This window comes from Microbacterium sp. ZW T5_45 (assembly GCF_044987415.1).
In the GTDB taxonomy this organism is placed as follows: domain Bacteria; phylum Actinomycetota; class Actinomycetes; order Actinomycetales; family Microbacteriaceae; genus Microbacterium.
Genome location: NZ_JBJDRJ010000023.1, coordinates 34830 through 56486, shown reverse-complemented (window position 1 = coordinate 56486; position 21657 = coordinate 34830). Strand labels below are relative to the sequence as shown.

The following is a 21657-nucleotide window of genomic DNA, read 5'->3' as shown; positions in this document are numbered from 1 at the left end:
ATCTTCCTCGACTCTGTGCGGTCACCTCCAATGTGACCGTTCACATGCGTCTCAATGTTGGACGTTCGATCGAGCGGTGTCAAGCCCGTGATCGAATCGTGTTCTCAGCGCGCGGCGGAGGACTCGCGCATGCGCAGCCTCGTCTCCACCTGGCCGAACGACGGGGGCTGCTCTCCGCGGATCTGGGCGAGCAGCATCCGAACGGCCCTGCGTCCCAACTCCGAGAAGTCCTGATGCACCGTGGTGAGGGTCGGCGCCACGTGCGCGGCGACCGGGATGTCGTCGAATCCGACGACGCTGACGTCGTGCGGGACCCGGATGCCGGAGACACGGAAGCCGTGCATCAGGCCGATCGCCATGAGGTCGTTCGCCGCGAACACCGCCGTGAAGTCGCGTCGACGCGACAGCTCCTGGCCCGCGAAGAACCCGAAGTCGACGGTCCAGTCCCCGCGGATCGGCGGGAACGTCGGCAGATCGGCTTCCCGAAGCGCCTCGAGGTAGCCGCGCATCCGGGACTCCGCCTCGATCCAGTCCTGCGGCCCCGCCAGATGCAGGATGTCGCTGTGCCCCAGCGATATCAGGTGTTCAGTGGCCGCCCGAGCACCGGAGACCTGGTCCGGCGAATGGCTGACCCCGTCGGATCCTGACGCGGTCTGCAGGGTGACGAAGGGCAGATCGACGCTCATGCCTTTGAGGACATGGAAGACCCGCACCTGCGGAGCGAGCGCGACGACACCGTCGACCTGCTCGCGGGCGAGCTGTCGCAACGCGGTGCCGATGGCCTCGGGCGAGGTGTCGGGCAGATTGAGGGTCGAGACCGAGTAGCCCTCCTCGCGCGCCGCGTCCTCGATGCCGGCGATCGACGATGTCGGCCCGAACTCGCCCACCGTCGCCGACAGGATGCCGAGCAGGCTCGACTTGCTGGTCACCAGCGCCCGCGCGGCGAGGTTCGGCCGGTAATCGAGCACCGTGATGGCGTCGAGCACCTTCGCCTTCGTCTCCGGGCGGATGCTCGGATGATCGTTGAGCACGCGAGACACGGTCTGATGGGACACGCCAGCGAGGCGGGCGACGTCCCGGATGCTCGGAACCCGGGCGCGCTCGGAGGGAGTGGACATCAACGCCTCCTCGCGTGTGCACGGTCACATCGGGTTACCCCATTATGTACATGTGCAGACGGCTCGCACAGCACGGGAGCCCTCAGGCGAGGATGCGGGCACCCGGAACGGGCCCGTGCACGTGCAGCGAATCGACGCCCGTCTCGCGCAGCACGGCCTGCACGTGCTGCGCGCTCTCGGGGTCCGCACACAGCAGCGCGATCGTCGGCCCCGAACCGGAGACGATGCCGCGCAACGCCCCCGCACGGACTCCGTGCAGCAGGCGCTGCTCGAGCTCGGGCCTGAGGTCGAACGCGGCATCCTCGAGGTCGTTGGCGAGGGTCTCGGCCAAATCCTCCGCATTCCCCGCTCGCAGAGCATGCAGCACGGCCACAGGGACGTCGAGAGAAGGCGGCGGATCATCGGCGAGCGCGCCGTCGATCCCGCGTATCTCATCGAGCCGGCTGTAGACGGCGGGCGTCGACAGCCCTTCATCGCTCGTGATGAGGATCCAGTCGAAGCGCCCGCGGGCGAGCGCAGGATTGAGCTGGTCTCCACGACCTGTGCCGACCGCGGTCCCGCCGTGCAGCGCGAAGGGCACGTCAGCACCCAGCCTCGCGGCCAACTCGTGCAGACGCACCTGCGAGAAGCCCGTACCCCAGAGCGCATCGCACGCGACCAGCGCGGCTGCGGCATCCGCCGATCCCCCGCCCATGCCGCCGGCGACCGGCACGCTCTTGCGGATCTCGAGGGCGACGCCCCCGTGGTAGTCGGCGGCCGCGGCGAGCAGCTTGGCCGCACGCATCGCGAGATTGCGGTCGTCGAGCGGCACCGTGTCGGGGTCGACATCGCCGGTCACGGTGATCGAGAAGTCGGCGGCCCGCCGCGCGATCACATCCTCATACAGCGAGACCGCCTGGAAGACCGTCGCGAGAGGGTGATACCCGTCGTCCTGGCGATCGCCGACGCCGAGATAGACGTTGATCTTTCCCGGTGCACGCACGTGCACCGACGCAGGCGTCGCCGCGACGCTCACGTGCCGCTCCCCTGGTCCACGACCGCTGCCGCGCGCAGGGCGATGCGGTGGAAGTCGTCCACCGTGAGATCCTCTCCGCGTCCCGTGGGTGCGACGCCCGCGGATTCCAGCACGACCGAGGCCGCAGCCGAGCTGCCGAAGAGCCCCGAGAGGGCCTGTCGGAGCATCTTGCGACGCTGGTTGAACGCGGCGTCGACGATCTCGAAGGTCCGGCGGCGCTCCTCCAGTGTTCCGCGCTCGCCCTCGGCGCGGTCGAAGCCGACCAGCAGGCTGTCGACGTTGGGGACGGGCCAGAACACCTGACGAGACACGGTGCCGGCGAGCTTCCAGTCCCCGTACCAGGCCGCCTTGACGCTCGGCGAGCCGTAGATCTTCGAGCCGGGTTTCGCCGCGAGCCGTTCCGCGACCTCGGCCTGCACCATCACGACACCGCGCTTCAGGTGATCGAACGTCTCGAGGAAGTGCAGGAGCACCGGGACCGAGACGTTGTAGGGCAGGTTCGCGACGAGCACCTCGGGGTCGCCCGGCAGCTCGGTCACACGCAGGGCGTCCGCATCGACCACCGTCAACCGCTGGGGTTCGACCCCGTGGTCGGCGACCGTCTGCGGCAGTCGGGCGGCCAGTCGGTGATCGATCTCCACCGCCGTGACGGATGCCCCGGCCTCGAGGATCGCCAGCGTCAGGGATCCGAGCCCTGGGCCGACCTCGACCACGCGCTCACCGGGCTGCACGCGAGCGGCGTGCACGATCTTGCGCACGGTGTTCGCGTCGACCACGAAGTTCTGACCGAGTTTCTTGGTCGGGGTGACATCGAGCTCGGCGGCGAGGCTGCGGATCTCGGTGGCTCCGAGCAGGGTGACGGTCATCCTCCCATTGTTCCCTACTCTCGGTAGTCTTCTCGGATGCCCTCCCTCGGTGAACTCCTCGCACCACGGCGGATGGGCAGGGACTTCCGCTGGCTGCTCGCGTCATCGTGGACGAGCAACGTCGGCGACGGCATAGCGCTCGCAGCCGCTCCCCTGCTCATCGCGTCGATGACCTCGTCGCCGATCCTCGTCGCGGCGGGCGCGATCCTGCAGTTCCTGCCGTGGCTGCTGTTCGGCCTGCATGCAGGCGCGATCGCCGACCGGTTCGACCGCCGGCGCCTCGTGATGACCGCGAACGCCGCGCGCGCGATCGTGCTCGCCGCTCTCTGCGTGTTCCTCACCACCGGCACCGCGAACATCTGGATCGTGCTGGCCGTCGCCTTCCTCTACGGCACGGCCGAGGTCTTCGTCGACACCGCGGGGAGCACTCTGCTGCCCATGCTCGTGACGCCCGCCGACCTCGGCGTCGGCAACGCCCGTCTGCAGGCCGGGTACCTCGTCGCCAACCAGTTCGCCGGTCCGCCCCTCGGCGCGTTCCTGTTCGCGGCGGGCAGCGCCTGGCCGTTCCTCGTCGAGATCGTCTGCGTGCTTCTGGCCGTGGTGCTCATCTCCCGGATGGCGACGACGCCGCTGCCTCCCCGCGAGGAGCATGCGCCGGTGCACACCGACATCGCCGAAGGCCTGCGCTGGCTGTGGCGCAACCCGCCAGTGCGGATGCTCGTGATCATCATCCTCGCCTTCAACGTCACCTGGGCCGCTCCCTGGGGCGTGCTCGTTCTCTACGCGACCGAGCACCTGCACATGGGAGCGATCGGCTACGGCGCGCTGACGACGGCATCCGCTCTGGGTGGAATCCTCGCCACGATGACCTTCGGCTGGCTGGAGCGGCATGTGTCGTTCGCGACCCTCATGCGGGTCGTGCTCACGCTCGAGGTGCTCATGCACCTCGCCTTCGCGCTCACGAGCACCGGCTGGCTGGCGCTCGTGATCATGTTCTTCTTCGGCGCCTATGCGTTCGTGTGGGGCACGATCTCGACGACCGTCCGGCAGCGCCTCGTCCCCGCTGAGCTGCAGGGCCGGGTGGCATCGGTGAACATGGTGGGCGTGTTCGGTGGAATGGTCATCGGACAGGCGCTCGGAGGCGTGATCGCGCAGACCTGGGGGCTCACCGCCCCCTGGTGGTTCGCGTTCGCCGGTGCCGCCCTCACGCTCGCGCTGGTGTGGAAGCCGATCTCGCAGATCGTCAGCGCACGCCCGGCCGGTGAGCGCGAGTCGGACGAGGCTCAGTCGAACGAGCCGTAGACCCGCAGCGTGTTGGCCGCGAGCTGAGCGCAGAGCTCGTCGACACCGAGGCCCAGTTCGGCCGCCATGAAACGCACGGTGATCGGCACGAGGTACGGCGCGTTGGGACGTCCGCGCAGCGGCACGGGCGTGAGGAACGGCGCATCCGTCTCGACGAGGACCCGGTCGAGAGGCGTCACCTTCAGCGCGTCGCGCAGGTTCTGCGCGTTCTTGAACGTGACGTTGCCGGCGAAGGACAGGTGGTAGCCGGCATCCGCGCAGGTCCGCGCCATCGCGTCGTCTCCGGAGAAGCAGTGGAACACCGTCGTCTCCGGTGCGCCGACCCGGGCGAGCGTCTCGAGCACGGCGTCGTGCGCGTCGCGATCATGGATCTGCATCGCGATGCCGTGCTTCTTCGCCAGCGCGATGTGCGCCTCGAAGGACTCGTGCTGCGGTGAGCGCCGCTCGGGCTCCGTGCGGAAGAAGTCCAGCCCGGTCTCGCCGATCGCACGGGTGCGCGGGTGGGCGGCGAGCTCGTCGATCACGGCGATCGCCTCGTCGAGCATTCCCTGTTCGGCATATGTCGGAGCGTCGTTCGGGTGGATCGCGACCGCCGCGAGCACGCGAGCATCGGATGCCGCCGCCTCGACCGCCCAGCGCGACGACTCGATGTCTCCCGAGGCCTGCACGACGCCGGCGATCCCCACGGCGTTCGCCCTGTCGAGATGCTCCGAGAGCGAGAGCGGCTCGTCGCCGTCGAGGATCTCCAGGTGCGAGTGGTTGTCGTAGACCGGCACGGCGAGGGGCTCGGGAGCCGCGGGATACCGCAGATCCTTGCGCCCGTCGCCGGACCGGGTCTGGACGTACGTCACGCCGATCAGGCCTGTTCCACGCGCGGGAACAGCGGGGCGAGGCCGTTGACACTCGTTCCGGGCTTCAGCACGCCCCAGGCGCCCGCCTCGCGGAGGGGCTGGTCGACCAGGCGCCCGAGGGTCTCGGCGGCGCCCAGCGCGATCCAGAGCTTCTCGGTCGACTGCGGCATCACCGGCGAGAGCAGCACTGCCAGGGCACGCAGACCCTCGGCGCACGTGTAGAGCACGGTGCCCAGGCGCGCACGCTGCGACTCATCGCGAGCCAGCGCCCACGGCTCGTTCTCGGTGATGTAGCCGTTGAGGGCGTCGACGATCGTCCAGATCGACCGGATCGCCTCATCGATGCGGAACTGCTCGATCGCGGCATCCGCGTTCGTCGTCGCCTCGGCGACGATCTGCTGGATCTCGAGGTCGTTCTCGGAGTACTCGGCCGCGGGCGGCACGATCCCCTCGAAGTACTTCTCGATCATCGCCGTGGTGCGCGACGCGAGGTTGCCGAATCCGTTCGCGAGCTCGGCCTGGTAGCGGGCCGAGAGGTCCTCCCACGAGAACGAGCCGTCCTGGCCGAACGCGATGGCCGAGAGGAAGTAGAAGCGGTACGCGTCGGAGCCGAAGACGTCGGTGATCTCGGTCGGCGCGATGCCGGTGAGCTTCGACTTCGACATCTTCTCGCCGCCGACGAGCAGCCAGCCGTGCGCGAACACGCCCTTGGGCACGTCGAGTCCCGCGGCCATCAGCATGGCCGGCCAGATCACGGCGTGGAAGCGCAGGATGTCCTTGCCGACCACGTGATAGGCGGGCCATCGTCGAGCGAACGTCTCCTCGTCCTCCCCGTAGCCCACGGCGGTCGCGTAGTTGAGCAGCGCGTCGACCCACACGTAGATGACGTGCGAGCTGTCCCAGGGCACCTCGATACCCCAGTCGAACGCCGAACGCGAGATCGAGAGGTCCTTCAGCCCCTGACGAACGAACGAGACGACCTCGTTGCGCGCCGATTCGGGGCGCACGAAATCGGGTTCGGTCTTGTACAGCTCGAGCAGACGGTCCTGGAACTCGCTGAGCTTGAAGAAGTAGTTCTTCTCCTGCAGCAGCTCGAGCGGCTTGGAGTGGATCGCGCAGACCTTCAGGCCCTCGAACGGACCGGTGCCGTCGAGGATCTCGGACTCGGGCTTGAACTCCTCGCAGCCGACGCAGTAGAGCGCCTCGTACTCGCCCGCGTAGATGTAGCCGCGGTCGTAGATTGCCTGCACGAACCTCTTGACGCGCTCCTCGTGCCGCTCCTGCGTGGTGCGGATGAAGTCGTCGTTCGCGACGTCGAGGGTCTTCAGCAGCGGGAACCAGGCCTCGCTGACGAGCTTGTCGACCCACTCCTGCGGCGTGACGTTGTTCGCCGCGGCGGCGCGGAGCATCTTCTGACCGTGCTCGTCGGTACCCGTCAGCATCCAGGTGTCGTCACCCGACTGACGGTGCCAGCGCGCGAGCGCGTCGACGGCCACCGAGGTGTACCCGTGGCCGATGTGCGGCACGTCGGACGGGTAATAGATGGGCGTGGTGATGTAGAACGATTCGCCAGCGGGCATGGGATCGATTCTAGGCGTGATCAGGGGGCGGGTTACGCGAGGCGGACGGCCGCGATCGATGCGTGCGGACGGATGCTGACCTCGCCTGGTTCTCGCGAGCGCCGCTCACTCCCGACGACGGAGAATCCCGCGTCCTCGAGCAGCGCGGTGAGGGTGCCGATGCTCCAGAACCACGCCGGCGCGATCGCATGCGTGAAACCCCCGCGTGGTTCGCCGTCGAAGAACCCCAGCAGCAGTCCTCCGCCGGGGGTCAGCACGCGGGCGAACTCGGCCAGGACCATTGGGACCTCGGCGGGCGGAATGTGGATGAGCGAGTACCAGGCGAGGATGCCGCCGACGGATGCCGACCGCCGGGGCAGCTCGCGGAACGATCCGAGCTCGAACGCGACCCCAGGGTGGGCGGCGCGGGCCCGCGCGATCATCCCTTCCGATAGGTCGACACCGGCGACGGTTCTGTCGCCATCGTCGAGGAACGCCGTCCAGTGCCCCGGGCCGCATCCGGCGTCCACCAGCGGTCCCGCAGTCTCGTCACGCCATCTTGCGATGACGGCGATGTCGCGCGGATCCATCTGATCGAGCCGCCCGGCCGCCGCGGTGTACTCGTCGGCTCGACGGTCGTAGGCATCTGCGACGGCGGAGTCCGGCCGTCGATATCCGAGAGCGACGAGCGCGGCTTCCACGGTGTGGGCGGCGAGCGCCTGATCGATCGGCGGCATCCCCGGGAGCGTGATGCGCATGAGAAGGGGCCCGGTGAGCAGATCGGCGATCCAGTCGGCATCCGCCCCCGGTTCGATCTCCCCACGCGCGACGGCGCGCGCGAGGATGACGTGCGTGAACGCCCGGCGCGGTGCCAGGTACCCGGCGATGAACGGCTCCGCGCGATCGGGGTGCGACTGCGCATGGGCTGCCCAGCCGACCAGCCCGCGCGCGACGACCGGGTCCGTGAAGAGCGTCACCTGGCGACGCTGCACCTCGCGCAGATCGCCGGGAAGAGTGCCGGTGTCGATGTCGTCGTCGAGCCCGTGCCTGCGCGCGAGGAGGACGGATACGAGATCGGCGAGGTCGCGGAACCGCCGGTAGAAGGCGGGCTTGTTCGTGCCCGCGCGCGCCACGACGTCGTCGATCCGGACGTCGACGAAGCCGCGGTCCACGAGGAGATCGGCGAATGCATCGAGAATCGCCTCGTCGATCGAGGCTTTACGCGGGCGGCCGGGCGATGTCATTATATGACTCATCGTAACGTAAAGGAGACACGATGTATCGGATGATCGTTCGTGCAAAGGTGCGCCGGGTCTTCGACCGGATCAACGAGGGAGACTACCTGCCCATGGTCGAGGGTCTCGCCGACGACTTCGTCTACGTGTTCCACGGGCGGCACGCGCTCGGCGGGCGCCGCGTGAGTCGCGAGGCCATGATCCGATGGTGGGAGCGGACGCTGCGGCTGCTGCCCGGTGCGCGCTTCGACATCCGGGACGTGCTCGTCTCGGGCGGCCCATGGCGCACCCGCGTCGCGACGCGGGCATTCGTCTCGGGCGACCTGCCCGACGGCTCGCGCTACGAGAACACGGCGTTCCAATTCCTCACCCTGCGGTGGGGACGGGTCACCGAGGTCGAGACCGTCGAGGACCTCCAGGTGCTCGAACGCGCGCTGGCGCTCGTCGCCGCCTCGGGCGTCGACGAAGCGCTCAGCGCGCCGATCGAAGGCTGAACCTGACGGCCGGGTTCAGAGCGCGTTCCGCCGCGCGATCTCTCCCAGCCACGCGAGCGAGGGCTTCGGTGAGCGCTCGAACGTCAGCCGATCGAAGCCGATGAGGCCGAACGTCGGAGCGTAGCCGCTGGCCCACTCGTAGTTGTCCAGCGCGCTCCAGTGCTGGTACGCCCGCACCTCGATGCCGTCGGAGATCGCCCGATGCAGGCCCTCGAGCGCTCCCTGCGTGTACGCGATACGACGCGTGTCGTCGGCCGTCGCGATGCCGTTCTCGGTGACGAGCACCGGCACCCCGCCGCTGCGCTCCCACGCGCTGCGCACACCGAGTTCCAGCGCGTCGGGGAAGAACTCCCAGCCCGTGAGCGTCGTCTCCACGTCGGGCGACACCGGCCGTGGCCCCTCCGGGCCGATGAACGTGCGGGTGTAGGCCTGCACTCCGACGAAGTCGTCGCCGGCCGACTGGTCGAGATACCAGTGATCACGCGGGTCGCCGTACTCGGCGAGCATCTCGTCCGCGCCCGGCTCGCCCGTCGAGTGGAAGGCCTGCGTCGCGATGGTCCAGCCCGCCTGCACGCCCGAGACCGAGTGCAGGATGTCGGAGGCGCGGCGGTGCGCGGCGAGCAGCGTGTCGGCGACGCCGAGGTCGGGCTTGGGCAGACCGTAGGCGACGAGGTTCGCCGCGTCCTCTCCCCCGGCCAGCATCGCGGCGATGTTGGGCTCGTTGATCGTGCACACGTAGGTCACGTCGTCGAGGATCGGGAGCACCGTCTCGACATAGCGGGAGAACAGGTCGACGGCATCCGGCGCGCGCCAGAACCCGTCGCGCTGGAACCACTGGGGCACCGTGAAGTGCATGAGAGTGACCGTGGGGTCCAGGCCCAGGTCGCGCGCGGTGTCGATCATGCGTCGGTAGTGGTCGAGCGAGGCTCGCGAGATGAACCCGCGCTCCGGCTCGATGCGCGCCCATTCCACCGAGAACCGGTAGGAGTTCAGGCCGGCGTCGGCGAGCAGCCGCATGTCCTCGGGGTAGCGGTGGAAGTGATCCGCGGCGTCGCCGGAGGGCTCGACCATGGGCGAACCAGGAGCGTGCTCCATGGCCCACCAGTTGCTGGTCGTGTTGTTGCCCTCCACCTGGTGGGCGGCGGTCGATGCTCCCCAGAGGAAGCCGTCGGGGAATGCGAGCACGGATGCTCTCCTCTCGATGTGAATCGGATGCGTGCGGGTCTATCGGATGCGTGCGGGATTCGGCACCGCGTCCAGGAGCTCGACCGTGTACGGGTCCTCCGGATGCTGCAGCACCTGCGCCGTCTCGCCGCGCTCGACCACGCGACCGCGGTTCAGCACGAGGATGTTCTCGGTGACCAGCCGCGCGCTCAGCAGGTCGTGCGTGATGTAGAGCATGCTGATGCCCCATCGTTCGCGGAGATCCTCGAGCAGGGCGAGCACGCCGGCGCGGAGCGACACGTCGAGCATCGACACCGGTTCGTCGGCGATGAGCACCTGGGGGTCGCTGGCCAGAGCCCGCGCGATCACCACGCGCTGGCGCTGACCACCCGAGAGCTGGTGCGGCAGCTTGCCCGCGAACTGCTCGACCGGCGTGAGGCCGACCGTCTCGAGGAGCTCGAGCACCCGGGACCGGGCTTCGTCTCCGCGGAGCGGCGTGTAGTTGCGGATCGGCCGGCTGAGCGCGTACTCGACCGTGTGCAGCGGATTCAGCGCCGCGTACGGATCCTGGAACACCATCTGCAGGTCCTTGCGCAGGTCGCGCAGCCCGCGGCGCCGCAGCGACGGCACGTCGGTGTCTCCGAACCGGACGCTCCCCGAGGTCGGCTTCTCGACGCCGGTGATGAGCTTGGCGAGCGTCGATTTGCCTGAGCCGGATGCTCCCACCAGGGCGAGAGCCTCCCCGGGTTCGAGGCGGAACGACACGTCGTCGACCGCGACGACCTCGTTCTCCCCTCGGCGAGGGGCGGGATAGCGCTTGGACACGCCCTCGAGCACGATCGCGGCATCCGCTCGGCGGGCGTCGCGCTGCGACACGGTCGGCACGGTCTCGGTGACATCCGTGCGCGAACGTCCATCGCGACGCCTCGTGCCGAGGTCGACGAAACCGGGGATCGAGATCGATTCGGCCCGCGGGTCGGCGTAGTGGCTCAACAGCATCCGCGTGTACTCGTCCTGCGGACGATGCAGCACGTCCCGGCTCGGTGCGTCCTCGACGATGCGACCCTCGTGCATCACCATCACCCGATCAGTGGCCTCGAGCACGATGCCGAGGTCATGGCTGATGAGGATCGCAGTGAAGCCCTCGGCGTGCTGGAGCTCCTTGATCGTGTCCATCACGGCATGCTGCACGAGCACGTCGAGCGCGGTGGTCGGCTCATCGAACACCATCAGCTGCGGTTCGAGCGACAGCGCGAGCGCGATCGACGTGCGCTGTCGCATGCCGCCGGAGAGCTCGCCGGGGTAGCGCGAGAGCACCACGGGATCGAGACCGACCTTCGCGACGAGCTCCCGTGCCCTGGCGTCCCTGGCCTCGGGCGCGACATGCCCGTGAGCCGCGAAGATGTCTCGGAAGTGGTTACCGACCGTGCGCACCGGATTGAGCGCGTTCATACCGGACTGCAGGACCATGGCGAACCCGCCCTGCCGCTGCCGGCGCAGTTGCTCGGCGTCGAGCTCGCGGATGTCGCGGCCGTCGAACAGGATACGACCGCCGCTGATCCGTGCCGGCGGCTTCTGCAGACGCGTGAGCGCGAAACCGAGGGTCGACTTGCCCGAGCCCGACTCGCCCACGAGGCCGACGAACTCGCCTCGACGCAGCGTGAAGGAGACATCGTCGACCGCGGTGACGGGCACCGCACCGGGCGAGGCGTATTCGACCGACAGGCCCTGCACGTCGAGCAGGATCTCGTTCTTCTCCGCAGCGGTCATCATCGACCCTTTCCTTCGCGCAGGCGCGGATTCGAGATGCCGTCCACGCCGAAGTTGATGAGTGTGAGGCTGAGCGCCAGCAGCGCGATGCACAGACCGGGGGCGAACAGCAGCAGCCACTGCCCGGTGAGCAGGGAGTTGGAGTTCTGCGCCCAGTAGAGCATCGTGCCCCAGCTGACGATGCTGGAGTCGCCGAGTCCGAGGAACTCGAGGCCGGCCTCGGCGAGGATCGCCGCGGTTGCCGCGCCGAACAGTGTGCCGGCGATGATCGACGTCATGTTCGGCAGGATCTCGCGGAACACGATGCGCGCCGGGCTGTCGCCCGAGAACTGCGCCGATGCGACGAAGTCGTTGCCGCGCAGCGACTGCGTCTGGCTGCGCAGCACGCGTGCGCCCCACGCCCAACCGGTCACCACGATCACGGCGATGATCATGAGGATGCCGCCGTTCTGCAGATAGGCCGCGATGACGATCATGAGCGGCAGGCCGGGGATGACGAGGAACAGGTTCACGATGAACCCGATCACCTCGGCGGCGAAGCCGCGCATGTAGCCCCAGCTGAGGCCGATCAGCACCGCGACGATCGTCGAGAGGAGGCCGGCGGCGAGACCGACGAGCAGGCTCACCTGCGAACCGTAGATGAGCTGGCTCAGCACGTCCTCGCCGGCGGCGGTGGTGCCCAGCCAGTGGGCCGGGGACGCGTCCGCGTTTCGCTCGAAGCCGTTGTCCTTCGCCCCGTACGGCGCGAGCAGCGGCGCGAACACCGCGACGAGGACGAACAGCCCGAGGATGATGAGTCCGAGTCGGGCCTTGCCGTTGCCCCACAGCGTGCCCACCATGCGGGCGAAGGCGCGCCACGGGCTGGGAGCGGCGATCCGGGCGGAGGGGACCTTGACGTTCATGGTGGAGGTCATCGGCGAGTCCTCGGGTCGAGTACCCCGTAGAGGATGTCCACGAGGAAGTTGGCGATGAGCACGCTCACGGTGATCATCAGGAAGAGCGCCTGCATGAGCGGGTAGTCCTGCCCGATCACGGCGTTGAAGAGCAGGTACCCGATACCGGGGTATTGGAAGACCTGCTCCACGAGGATCGATCCGCCGACCACGCCGCCCAGCGTGAGCCCGAAGCCGGTGAGGTTCGGCAGGATCGCGTTGCGTGCGGCGTAGCGGAGCGCGATCGTGCGCCCGCGCAGGCCGTTCGCCTCGGCGAAGGTCACGTAGTCCTCGCCGAGCGTGTTGATCATGGCGTTGCGCATGCCGATGATCCACCCGCCGAGCGAGGTCAGCAGGATCGTCAGCGCAGGCAGCACGGCGTGCTGGGCGATGTCGAGGAAGAACTCCCCGGTGAAGCCCGGCGTCGTGGTCGCGGCGTACGCCCCCGTGGTCGGGAACCAGTGCAGCACGTACCCGAGGAAGAACAGCAGCAGCAACGCGGTCCAGAAGTAGGGGAAGGTGCTGAGGAACGAACCCGTCAGCGTCGGCAGGGAGTCGAGCCAGGTGCCCCGCCGCCAGGCGGCGGAGACGCCGATCAGGGTGCCGATCACGAACGCGAGGATCGTGACGATGCCGACGAGGCCGATCGTGTACGGCAGCGCCGTGGAGACCATGCTCGACACGCTCTGCGGATAGAAGGTGTAGGAGACGCCGAAGTCGAGCCGGACGACCTGGCCGAGGTAGGCCACGTACTGGTCCCACATCGACCCGGTCGGCACGCCGAGCTGGGCCTCGATCGCGGCCCTCGTGGCGTCGGAGACCGGACCGTTCTGCGCGAGCTTGGCGATCGCGGCATCCGCCGGGGAGCCCGGCATGAGCCGCGGCAGGAAGAAGTTCAGGGTGATCGCGGCCCACAGGGTGAGCACGAACAGGCCGATCTTCTGGAGCAGGTACTTCACTGGTCCCCTCCCTTCACGCGCTCGAGCCGGGTGAAGATCATCAGCGGAGCGGAGTCGTAGTTCTGCGGGATCATGTACGGGTCGTCCGCAGACGGCCAACCGGTGAACTTGGCGTCGTTGAAGAGACCCCAGATGCCGCCGTAGTACAGACCGATCACCGGGAGCTCGTCGTAGACGATGCCCTGCAGCTCGTCGATGATCTCCTGCTGGCGCGCAGGGTCGACGGTCTCGCGGTACTCGGCGAGCAGAGCGTCCGCCTCGTCCGAGCGGTACCGCTCGAAGTTGTTCGCCGTGGACTCTCCCGACGGCACGTAGAACTCGCTGGAGAGCAGGTTGTTGTAGGCCTGGTAGACGTCGCCGTTGCCCATGCCGCCGATCGCCATCTCGAAGTCGCCGTTGGCGATCGCGCTCTGATAGCCCGCGGGCTGCGGCAGCTTCAGGGTGACCTTGACCCCCACCGCGGCGAGCTGGCTCTGCACGGTCTGCGCGGCGCGGGTCCAGTCGGAGTAGCCGTTGGCCGTGGTGAGCGCGAACTCGAGCTGCTTCCCGTCGGAGCCGACGAGCTGATCGCCCTGCAGGGTGTAGCCCGACTCGGCGAAGGCGGCGAGCGCGGCATCCACGTCCTGGGTGATCATGCCGCCGTCGGGGATCGTCGGATCGAGGTACTTCTCCTGATTGGGCAGGATCAGCCCGGTCTGCCCGGCCGGCTCCATGTAGCCCTCGGATGCCGTCTCGGCGATCTCCTCGCGATCGAGCGCGAGGGCGATGCCGCGGCGCACGTTCACGTCGTCGAAGGGCGCGACCTCGAGGTTCGGCATCAGGGCGATCACGCCGCCCGGCGGGAACCACCACGAGTTGTCGGGGCTGGCGGCCCCCCACGTGCCCTCGACGTCGGAGATGAACGAGTACGCCCAGTCGTAGCCGCGGGTCACGGTGTCCAGCTGCGTGTTCGTCGCCGGGAGGATGATGTGCTCGACCTCGATCGAGTCCGCCTGCCAGTAGTCGGGGTTCTTGTCCATCGAGTACTGCTGGTCGTTGTAGTTGCCCAGCACGAAGGGACCGGTGCCGATCGGCTCCTCGTTACGGTACGTGCCGGGGTCGTCGACCTCCGCCCAGATGTGCTCGGGGACGATCATGGTGAGCCCGAGGATCGACAGCGACGGCGCATCCTCGGTCTGCAGGTGCAGGATCACCTCGTCACCGTCGGTCTCGACGCTCTCGAGGTGCTGCCAGGCGCCCTTGATGTCGAGCGAGGGGTTGTCCTTCAGCAGTTGGAACGTGAACGCCACGTCGTCGACGGTGAAGTCCTCGCCGTCGCTCCACTGCACGTCGTCGCGGATCGTCATCACGATCGTCTTCGCGTCGGGCTGCGACCACTCGCTGGCCAGCCACGGGTTGAGCGTGCCGTCCAGCGGATTGACCAGGATCAGCGGCTCGTAGATCCACCGCGATGCCGTGCGCGTGTTCGTCAGATACGGGTTGAAGTTCCTCGTGAAGAACGGGTTCCCGTGATCCGCGTTGATGAGCATCGTGTCGTCGCCGATCGAGGGATCGGGTTGCGATGTGATCTGGATGCTGCAGCCGCTGAGTGCGACCGCCGCTGCCGCCAGCCCCACGATCGCGGCTCTCCGCCAGCGTCGGAGCATGTGCGTCTTCGCCACGCTTCCACCTCATGTCGTCCGTGTCATGAGGGATCCTCGCTCGTCGAGAACCCCGCGGCCGGAGCCGCATGAGCGAGTGTAAGCGCATACATTTCCGATATGCAACCCCTTGACATCTGCCGCGGACGCGCGTCGGACCCTCGGAGAACACGCAGCAGCAGGGATGGGAGCGGTGCCACAGCCTGCTGGGATCGCATGCGGATCCGCCGCCGGATCAGGCCCTGCTCGTGCTCTCCCTGACGAGGATGCGCAGAGGCAGGCGCACCGACATCGGCTCGGCCCCCGGGTCCTGAAGACGTCGGGCGAGCAACTGCACCGCGGCCCGCCCGAGATCGGTCATCGGCTGGCGCACCGTCGTGAGAGCGGGGCGTGCGGTCGCAGCCTCCTCGATGCCGTCGAACCCGCTCACGAGCACGTCCTCCGGGACCCGCACGCCCTGGGCGCGGAACGCCTCGATCGCCCCCAGCGCCATCTGGTCGTTCGCAGCGATCAGGGCCGACAGCGGTCCGCCCTCGAGCAGCTCGGCGACGGCCCGCCGCCCGGACTCGCGCGTGAAGTCGCCACGGACGACCACGACCTCGTCGATCGACATCCCCGCAGCGGACACGGCCGCAGCGAACCCGTCCCAGCGCTCCGCGCCGTCGGGAGAATCCTCGGGCCCGGCGAGGAAGGCGATGCGCCCGCGGTCCGCCTCTGCGAGCACGAGGCGCGTCACCTCCGCCATCGCCTCGGCGTTGCTGACCGTGACGTGGTCGTACCGATCCCCCCGCGGCGGGCCCGACAGCACCACGACCGGGATCCGTTGGGCGAGGCGGGCGAGCACATCGTCGGGCACGCTCTGCGCGAGCACCATGAGGCCGTCCACCCGGCCGGCGATGTCCCGCACGGTCTCCCGGGTCGGATCGTCGCGCCCGACCCCGATCATGAGCACGAAGCCGCGCTTCCACGCCTCCAGCTCGGCGCCGCGCAGCACCTCGTCGAGGAAGAGCATGCCCGAGGCGTGCTCGGCATCCGCCTCGCGATCGACGGTGAAGCCGACGGTCGCGGCGTCCTCGGCGAGGACGTCGAGCTCCGGCGCCTCCTCCGCCGCGTCGAACCCGGGGAAGTACAGCCCCAGCACTCCGGTGCGGCGCTCGGCCAGCCCGCGCGCGCTTCCGCTGGGGACGTACCCGAGCTCGGACACCGCGGCGAGGACGCGCTCCCGGGTGGCCGGACGAACGGCATCCGGCAGCCGCAGCACGCGCGACACTGTCGCGATCGACACTCCGGCCCGGTCCGCGACGTCGTAGACCGTCGCCCTCCTGGTCATGCGGGCTCTCCCCTCCGCGCCGTCAGCACGGCCTGGTACAGATCGCGCGATGACAGCCCGGTGAGCGCGGCGACCTCGGCGCACGCCTCCTTCAGGCGGATGCCGGAGGCCACGAGCTCCTGCACCTGGGCGAGCGCGTCCTCGGTCGAGGCGACGCGTCGTGGCGCCCCCTCCACGACGACGACGATCTCGCCCTTGACGCCGTTCTCGGCCCAGGCGACGAGTTCGCCCGGCGTGCCGCGTCTGACCTCTTCGTAGAACTTCGTCAGCTCCCGGCACACCGCGATCCGCCGGTCGTCGCCGAACGCCGCGCCCATGTCGGCGAGCGAGCTCGCGAGCCGCGAGGGGGACTCGAAGAAGACCATGGTCCGCGGCTCTGCGGCGAGCGCACGCAGCGCCGATCGCCGATCTCCCGGCTTGCGCGGCAGGAAGCCCTCGAACGTGAAGCGGTCGGTCGGCAGACCGGAGATCGCGAGCGCCATGAGCACCGCGCTCGGCCCGGGGATAGCCGTGACCGTGACGCCCAGGGCCGCGGCCTCGGCGACCAGGCCGTACCCGGGGTCGCTGATCGCGGGCATCCCGGCGTCGCTCACCACGACGACGTCCTGTTCGGCGGCGAGTGCGGCGAGCTCCGCCGCCTTCTGCTTCTCGTTGTGGTCGTGCAGCGCGATCAGACGCGGACGGTTCGTGATCTCCAGGGCCTGCAGGAGGCGTCCGGTGGTGCGGGTGTCCTCGGCGACGACGATCTCGGCGTTCTCGAGCACCTCGATCAGACGGCGCGAGGCGTCGCCGAGGTTTCCGATGGGAGTGGCTGCGAGGATGATCACCCGTTCAGCCTATGCGCGTTGTCTAGGCTGTACCGGGTGACCGATCCCCGGCCCGACGAGCGGGCGCAGCCCGCGACCGCGCCCGTGCCGCTGCTGCCCCCGTTCGACGACAGGCCGACGCGCTACGAGCGGCTGCGCGACGCGGTCGTGCTCGGTCCTGAGTGGGGCCGCATGATCCGGTGGTTCGCCCCGCTGGTGATCACTCTGCTCGCCGCCGTGCTGCGACTGGTCAACCTCGGGCACCCGCACCAGCTCGCGTTCGATGAGACCTACTACGTCAAGGACGCCTGGTCGCTGTGGACGCTGGGCTACGAGGGCACCTGGGGTGAGAACGCGAACGAGGCCTTCCTCACCCTCCAGCAGCTGCCGCTCGACGAGAAGGGCTCGTTCATCGTGCATCCGCCGCTGGGGAAGTGGCTGATCGCGCTGGGAATGTCGATCGGCGGGCCCGACAACAGCGTGGGCTGGCGCCTCGCGACCGCTCTGCTCGGGGTCGGCACGGTGCTGCTCACGTACCTCATCGCCCGAAGGCTCAGCGGCTCGGTCGTCGTCGCCTCGATCGCGGGCCTGCTGCTGGCCATCGACGGCCTGAGCATCGTGCTGAGCCGTACCGCCCTGCTCGACGGCATCCTCACGTTCTTCCTCATGCTCGGGGTGCTGTTCGTGCTCATCGACCGCGAACGGACCATACCCGTGGTGCAGCGCCGCGATGACGAGACCCCGGAGCCGCTCTGGGGGCGCGTGCTCTGGAGACGCCCGTGGCTCGTCGCCGCGGGGGTCGCGCTGGGTGCCGCCTGCGCGGTGAAGTGGTCTGGGCTCTACGCCCTCGCCGCCTTCGGTCTCTACGTCGTGGTGACCGACGCCCTGGCCCGCCGGCGTGCGGGCACCGTGCTCTGGCCCTCCGCCGCGGTGTTCCGACAGGGCCCGGTGTCGTTCGTCCTCCTCGTCGTCCCCGCGCTCGTCGTGTACCTCGCCAGTTGGACGGGGTGGCTCGTGACGAACGGTGGCTGGGGCCGCACCGCGGACCCGAATCCCCTGATCGCGCTGTGGAAGTACCACCAGTCGATCCTGAACTTCCATGTGGGTCTGGTCAGCGGCCACCCGTACGCGAGCCCGGCGTGGGAGTGGCCACTGCTGCTGCGCCCGACGGCGGTCTGGGTCGACAGCGACACGACGTCGTGCGGCACCGACCACTGCATCGCCGTGGTCTCCAGCATCCCGAACCCGCTGATCTGGTGGGCCGGCGTCGCCGCCGCCGTCTATCTGGTCTACCGTCTGGTGCGATTCCTGCTCGGTCGAGGCACTTTCGACACCGCGTTCGCCTGGCCGCTCGTCGGCCTGGCGGCGACCTGGGTCCCGTGGCTGCTCTTCCCCGAGCGCACGATCTTCCAGTTCTACACGGTGGCGATGATGCCGTTCCTCGTGCTCGCGCTCGCGCTGACCCTGCGCGAGATCGCCGGCCGCGCGGGAGACGCCCTGCACAGACGTCAGGCCGGTCAGCGCACGGTGGCCGTCTTCCTCGTCGTGGTCGTGGCCGTTTCGGCGTTCTACTACCCGGTGTGGACGGGGATGAGCGTGCCGTACGAGTTCTGGCTGCTGCACAACTGGCTGCCCGGCTGGGTCTGAGTCAGTCCTTCACCCCGAGAGCGACATGCTCGACGAGCGGCAGCACCCGCCCGGACAGGTGCGTGCGCATGGCGATCGACGAGGCCGTCCTCGCCACCCCCGGGACTACCGCCACCCGGTCGAGCACCTCCTGCAGCTGTACGGCGTCGCGGGCGACCAGGCGCAGCTGCATGTCGCTGATCCCCGTCACCGTGTGCATGTCGACGATCTCGGGGACCGCATCGGCGAGCGCTGCGGCGACCTCGTCGTGACCGATCTTCTGATCGATCTCGACGAGGCAGAACGCCACGAGCCCGTAGCCGAAGCCCGCGGGTTCGACCCGTGGCACGATCGCGTCGATCACTCCGCCCTCGTGCAGACGCGCGAGCCTGCTCGTCGCCGTCCCCCGGGCGATGCCGAGCCGCCGGGCGCACTCGAGGATCGGGAGCTGCGGCTCCTCGGTGAGCAGTCTGATGAGAGCGGCGTCGAGCCGATCGATGTGCACGTCACGGCTCCCGGACGACTCCGGGGCGCGAGGCGCCGCGTGTGAGTCGAGCGACCAGCAGCAGGGCCGCGGTCAGGGCGATCGTCAGCAGCAGCTGCAGTCGCGCGCCGGGATCGATCATCGTCAGCGCCACCACGAGGGCGAGCAGTGCCAGGCACAGCCATGACAGCCAGGGGAAGCCCCACATGCGCATCGGCAGCTCCTCCCCGGCGCGATCGGCTCGGCGCCGCAGGATGATCTGCGACACGGCCGTCGAAGTCCAGATCACGAGCAGCGTCGACCCGACGACATTGAGCAGCGCGGGCAGAACGGTGTCGGGGAAGGCCCAGTTGAGGGCCACCGTGACGAAGCCGAAGGCGACCGACGCCAGCACCGCGACGTAGGGCACGCCCTTCGCGCTCGTGCGGGTCGCGGCGAGCGGGGCGAGTCCGCGCTCGCCGAGCGAGTACGCCATGCGCGAGGCACCGTAGATATTCGCGTTCATGGCCGACAACAGCGCGATGACGACGATGGCGTCCATCACGAGCCCCACACCTGGCACCTCGAGCGTGTTCAGGACCGCCGAGAACGGACCGGCGGTGACGGCGGGGTCGTTCCACGGCAGGACCGCGACGATCACGAAGATCGAGCCGACGTAGAAGATGAGGATGCGCACGAGCACCTCGCGCACGATGCGCCGGATGTTCCGCGATGGGTCGTCGGACTCCGCCGCCGCGATCGCGACGACCTCGGTCCCGCCGAATGCGAACACCACGATGAGGAGGGCCGCGGCGATACCCGCCGCACCGTTCGGGGCGAAGCCGCCGTGCGCGACGACGTTGCCCACGCCCGTGGCCGGGACGCCAGGGATCAGCCCGACGATGGCGCACACCCCCACGACGAGGAAGGCGATGATGGCGGCGACCTTGATCGCGGCGAACCAGAACTCGAAGCGGCCGTAGTTGCGCACGCCGAAGAGGTTCACGGCGGTGAGCGCGACGACGAAGACGAGCACCCAGACCCAGGCGGGGATGCCGGGCACCCAGCCCGCGATGATGCCGCCGGCGCCCGTGGCCTCCGCCGCGATCACCACGACGAGCTGGATCCAGTACAGCCATCCGACCGCGCTGCCGGCGCTGCGCCCCATGGCCTTCTGCGCATACGAGCTGAAGGCGCCGGAGCTCGGCCGCGCCGCGACCATCTCGGCGAGCATCGCCATCACGAGCACGACGATGCCGCCGGCGACGAAGTATGAGATCAGCACCGCGGGGCCTGCGATGCCGATCGCCTGGCCGGAGCCGACGAACAGACCGGCACCGATCGCGCCGCCGAGTCCCATCATCGAGATCTGCCGGCGTGTGAGCCCCGGGTGCAGCCCCTTGGTGGTGGTCGTGGTGGTGGGGACCTCGGTCATGCGATCGCCTCCTCGCGCACGAGCGCGGCGGCGACGCGGTCGATGTCTTCGACGCTCCCGGAGGAGATGCGCACGCCCTCGCCGGGGAACGCGCGGGTGATCACACCTCCGTCGCGGAGCAGCGTCTCGAGTTCCGCGGTGCGGTCTCCCGCCGGCACCCAGACGAAGTTCGCCTGCGAGGCGACGGCGGGCCATCCGGCGTCCACGAGCAGCTCGTGGAGCCGATCGCGCTGCTCGACGACCTCGTCGATGCGCAGGGCGAGCTCGTCCTCCGCATCCAGAGACGCGAGCGCCGCCGTCTGAGCGAGATCGGTCACCCCGAACGGGACGGCGACCTTGCGCTGGTTCTCGGCGACCTCGCGCGGGGCGATGGCGTAGCCGATGCGGAGACCCGCGAGCCCGTAGGCCTTCGAGAACGTGTGCAGCACCGCGACGTGCGGATGCCGGCGGAACAGTTCGATGCCGGCCCCGTAACTGTCGGTGCGGTCGAAGTGCACGTAGGCCTCGTCGATGACCACGAGGATGCGCTGCGGGACCGCCGCGACGAAGCGCTCGAGGTCTGCGGCGCTCACGACCGTCCCGGTGGGGTTGTTCGGGTTGCAGACGAAGATCGCACGGGTGCGCGGTGTGATGGCGGCGAGCATCGCGTCGAGATCGTGGGCGTGCCCGGCGTTCAGCGGCACCGCGACGGGCGTCGCGCCGGCGATGCGGACGAGCGACGGATAGGCCTCGAACGAGCGCCAGGCGAACATCACCTCGTCACCCTCCCCCGCGACCGCGTGGATGAGCTGTGCCGCGAGCTCGACGGATCCGGCGCCCACCGTCACGAGGTCGACATCGACCTCGTAGCGCACGGCGAGCTGCGCACGCAGTGCCGCGGCGCTCATGTCGGGGTACCGGTTGATGGTGCCGAGCCTGTCGTGCACCGCGGCGAGCACGGCGGGCAGCGGCGGGTGCGGGGACTCGTTGGACGAGAGCTTGGAGGCACCTGCCGGGGCCGAGCGCCCCTGTCGGTAGGCGGGAACGGCGTCGAGTCCGGCGCGGGTGGGAAGAGTCATCGTCAGAGCGTCCTTGCTGTGATCCGTGCCGGCC

General features: G+C 69.2%; 19 protein-coding genes. 3 read left to right on the top strand and 16 right to left on the bottom strand.

Going from position 1 to position 21657, the window contains the following annotated elements; translation table 11 throughout:
• Positions 1-104 precede the first annotated feature (104 nt).
• The 3 genes from ACI3KS_RS12610 to rsmA form a co-directional block, all read right to left on the bottom strand.
• Positions 105-1118: a LacI family DNA-binding transcriptional regulator gene (locus ACI3KS_RS12610; protein WP_404918796.1), complete on the bottom strand. Its 1014-nt coding sequence runs from the start codon at positions 1116-1118 to the stop codon at positions 105-107.
• 82 nt (positions 1119-1200) lie between these two features.
• Positions 1201-2133 (bottom strand): 4-(cytidine 5'-diphospho)-2-C-methyl-D-erythritol kinase, encoded by a 933-nt coding sequence (locus ACI3KS_RS12605; protein WP_404918794.1) that lies wholly within the window; start codon positions 2131-2133, stop codon positions 1201-1203.
• Positions 2130-2999, bottom strand: coding sequence for a 16S rRNA (adenine(1518)-N(6)/adenine(1519)-N(6))-dimethyltransferase RsmA (rsmA, locus tag ACI3KS_RS12600; protein ID WP_404918792.1), 870 nt, complete (start codon positions 2997-2999; stop codon positions 2130-2132). Before rsmA ends, ACI3KS_RS12605 begins: the two co-directional genes overlap by 4 nt.
• A 36-nt stretch (positions 3000-3035) precedes the next feature.
• On the opposite strand from rsmA, the gene ACI3KS_RS12595 reads away from it, so the two are divergent.
• Complete coding sequence (locus ACI3KS_RS12595) at positions 3036-4301, top strand: MFS transporter (RefSeq protein WP_404918790.1); 1266 nt, start codon at positions 3036-3038, stop codon at positions 4299-4301.
• On the opposite strand, the gene ACI3KS_RS12590 is transcribed toward ACI3KS_RS12595, so the two are convergent.
• Genes ACI3KS_RS12590 through ACI3KS_RS12580 form a run of 3 tightly spaced genes read right to left on the bottom strand, consistent with a single transcriptional unit; the run spans position 4283 to position 7955 of the window.
• Positions 4283-5158, bottom strand: a complete 876-nt coding sequence (locus ACI3KS_RS12590; protein ID WP_404918808.1) for a TatD family hydrolase — start codon at positions 5156-5158, stop codon at positions 4283-4285. The genes ACI3KS_RS12595 and ACI3KS_RS12590 overlap by 19 nt on opposite strands.
• Positions 5158-6732: a methionine--tRNA ligase gene (gene metG, locus ACI3KS_RS12585; RefSeq protein WP_404918788.1), complete on the bottom strand. Its 1575-nt coding sequence runs from the start codon at positions 6730-6732 to the stop codon at positions 5158-5160. The genes ACI3KS_RS12590 and metG overlap by 1 nt, the downstream gene beginning before the upstream one ends.
• Positions 6733-6764: 32 nt before the next feature.
• Positions 6765-7955: a TetR/AcrR family transcriptional regulator C-terminal ligand-binding domain-containing protein gene (locus tag ACI3KS_RS12580; RefSeq protein ID WP_404918786.1), complete on the bottom strand. Its 1191-nt coding sequence runs from the start codon at positions 7953-7955 to the stop codon at positions 6765-6767.
• 41 nt (positions 7956-7996) lie between these two features.
• Here ACI3KS_RS12580 and ACI3KS_RS12575 point away from each other — a divergent pair, with 41 nt between their 5' ends.
• Positions 7997-8440: a nuclear transport factor 2 family protein gene (locus ACI3KS_RS12575; RefSeq protein ID WP_404918784.1), complete on the top strand. Its 444-nt coding sequence runs from the start codon at positions 7997-7999 to the stop codon at positions 8438-8440.
• A 15-nt stretch (positions 8441-8455) separates the two neighbouring features.
• On the opposite strand, the gene ACI3KS_RS12570 is transcribed toward ACI3KS_RS12575, so the two are convergent.
• From ACI3KS_RS12570 to rsmI, 7 genes are all read right to left on the bottom strand, one after another.
• The gene (locus ACI3KS_RS12570) at positions 8456-9625 is read right to left on the bottom strand and encodes a glycoside hydrolase family 1 protein (RefSeq protein WP_404918782.1); all 1170 of its coding nucleotides are present in this window, start codon (positions 9623-9625) and stop codon (positions 8456-8458) included.
• A gap of 39 nt (positions 9626-9664) precedes the next feature.
• Positions 9665-11377, bottom strand: coding sequence for an ABC transporter ATP-binding protein (locus ACI3KS_RS12565; protein ID WP_404918780.1), 1713 nt, complete (start codon positions 11375-11377; stop codon positions 9665-9667).
• A complete protein-coding gene (locus ACI3KS_RS12560; RefSeq protein ID WP_404918778.1) occupies positions 11374-12288 on the bottom strand; it encodes an ABC transporter permease in 915 nt (304 codons plus the stop codon). The genes ACI3KS_RS12565 and ACI3KS_RS12560 overlap by 4 nt, the downstream gene beginning before the upstream one ends.
• On the bottom strand, positions 12285-13265 hold the full coding sequence (locus ACI3KS_RS12555) for an ABC transporter permease (RefSeq protein WP_404918776.1): 981 nt from the start codon (positions 13263-13265) through the stop codon (positions 12285-12287). Before ACI3KS_RS12555 ends, ACI3KS_RS12560 begins: the two co-directional genes overlap by 4 nt.
• Positions 13262-14926 carry an ABC transporter substrate-binding protein gene (locus tag ACI3KS_RS12550; protein WP_404918774.1) on the bottom strand — a complete coding sequence of 555 codons (1665 nt, stop codon included), beginning with the start codon at positions 14924-14926 and terminating at the stop codon, positions 13262-13264. Before ACI3KS_RS12550 ends, ACI3KS_RS12555 begins: the two co-directional genes overlap by 4 nt.
• A 214-nt stretch (positions 14927-15140) precedes the next feature.
• A complete protein-coding gene (locus tag ACI3KS_RS12545) occupies positions 15141-16235 on the bottom strand; it encodes a LacI family DNA-binding transcriptional regulator (RefSeq protein WP_404918772.1) in 1095 nt (364 codons plus the stop codon).
• Complete coding sequence (gene rsmI, locus ACI3KS_RS12540) at positions 16232-17062, bottom strand: 16S rRNA (cytidine(1402)-2'-O)-methyltransferase (protein ID WP_404918770.1); 831 nt, start codon at positions 17060-17062, stop codon at positions 16232-16234. Before rsmI ends, ACI3KS_RS12545 begins: the two co-directional genes overlap by 4 nt.
• A 36-nt stretch (positions 17063-17098) precedes the next feature.
• Between rsmI and ACI3KS_RS12535 the strand changes: the two genes are divergently transcribed.
• Positions 17099-18688: a dolichyl-phosphate-mannose--protein mannosyltransferase gene (locus tag ACI3KS_RS12535; protein WP_404918768.1), complete on the top strand. Its 1590-nt coding sequence runs from the start codon at positions 17099-17101 to the stop codon at positions 18686-18688.
• A 1-nt stretch (position 18689) separates the two neighbouring features.
• Here ACI3KS_RS12535 and ACI3KS_RS12530 read toward each other — a convergent pair whose 3' ends face one another.
• Genes ACI3KS_RS12530 through ACI3KS_RS12520 form a run of 3 tightly spaced genes read right to left on the bottom strand, consistent with a single transcriptional unit; the run spans position 18690 to position 21623 of the window.
• On the bottom strand, positions 18690-19172 hold the full coding sequence (locus ACI3KS_RS12530) for an Lrp/AsnC family transcriptional regulator (protein WP_404918766.1): 483 nt from the start codon (positions 19170-19172) through the stop codon (positions 18690-18692).
• 1 nt (position 19173) lies between these two features.
• Positions 19174-20565 carry an amino acid permease gene (locus tag ACI3KS_RS12525; RefSeq protein ID WP_404918764.1) on the bottom strand — a complete coding sequence of 464 codons (1392 nt, stop codon included), beginning with the start codon at positions 20563-20565 and terminating at the stop codon, positions 19174-19176.
• Positions 20562-21623, bottom strand: a complete 1062-nt coding sequence (locus tag ACI3KS_RS12520) for a histidinol-phosphate transaminase (RefSeq protein ID WP_404918762.1) — start codon at positions 21621-21623, stop codon at positions 20562-20564. The genes ACI3KS_RS12525 and ACI3KS_RS12520 overlap by 4 nt, the downstream gene beginning before the upstream one ends.
• Between the last annotated feature and the right edge of the window lie 34 nt (positions 21624-21657).

Bases quoted from the DNA above. Each gene is read 5' to 3' on its own strand.
- ACI3KS_RS12610 (WP_404918796.1), bottom strand. From the start codon at position 1,118: ATGTCCACTCCCTCCGAGCGCGCCCGGGTTCCGAGCATCCGGGACGTC.
- rsmA (WP_404918792.1), bottom strand. From the start codon at position 2,999: ATGACCGTCACCCTGCTCGGAGCCACCGAGATCCGCAGCCTCGCCGCC.
- ACI3KS_RS12595 (WP_404918790.1), top strand. From the start codon at position 3,036: ATGCCCTCCCTCGGTGAACTCCTCGCACCACGGCGGATGGGCAGGGAC.
- metG (WP_404918788.1), bottom strand. From the start codon at position 6,732: ATGCCCGCTGGCGAATCGTTCTACATCACCACGCCCATCTATTACCCG.
- ACI3KS_RS12580 (WP_404918786.1), bottom strand. From the start codon at position 7,955: ATGACATCGCCCGGCCGCCCGCGTAAAGCCTCGATCGACGAGGCGATT.
- ACI3KS_RS12575 (WP_404918784.1), top strand. From the start codon at position 7,997: ATGATCGTTCGTGCAAAGGTGCGCCGGGTCTTCGACCGGATCAACGAG.
- ACI3KS_RS12565 (WP_404918780.1), bottom strand. From the start codon at position 11,377: ATGATGACCGCTGCGGAGAAGAACGAGATCCTGCTCGACGTGCAGGGC.
- ACI3KS_RS12560 (WP_404918778.1), bottom strand. From the start codon at position 12,288: ATGACCTCCACCATGAACGTCAAGGTCCCCTCCGCCCGGATCGCCGCT.
- ACI3KS_RS12545 (WP_404918772.1), bottom strand. From the start codon at position 16,235: ATGACCAGGAGGGCGACGGTCTACGACGTCGCGGACCGGGCCGGAGTG.
- ACI3KS_RS12525 (WP_404918764.1), bottom strand. From the start codon at position 20,565: ATGACCGAGGTCCCCACCACCACGACCACCACCAAGGGGCTGCACCCG.
- ACI3KS_RS12520 (WP_404918762.1), bottom strand. From the start codon at position 21,623: ATGACTCTTCCCACCCGCGCCGGACTCGACGCCGTTCCCGCCTACCGA.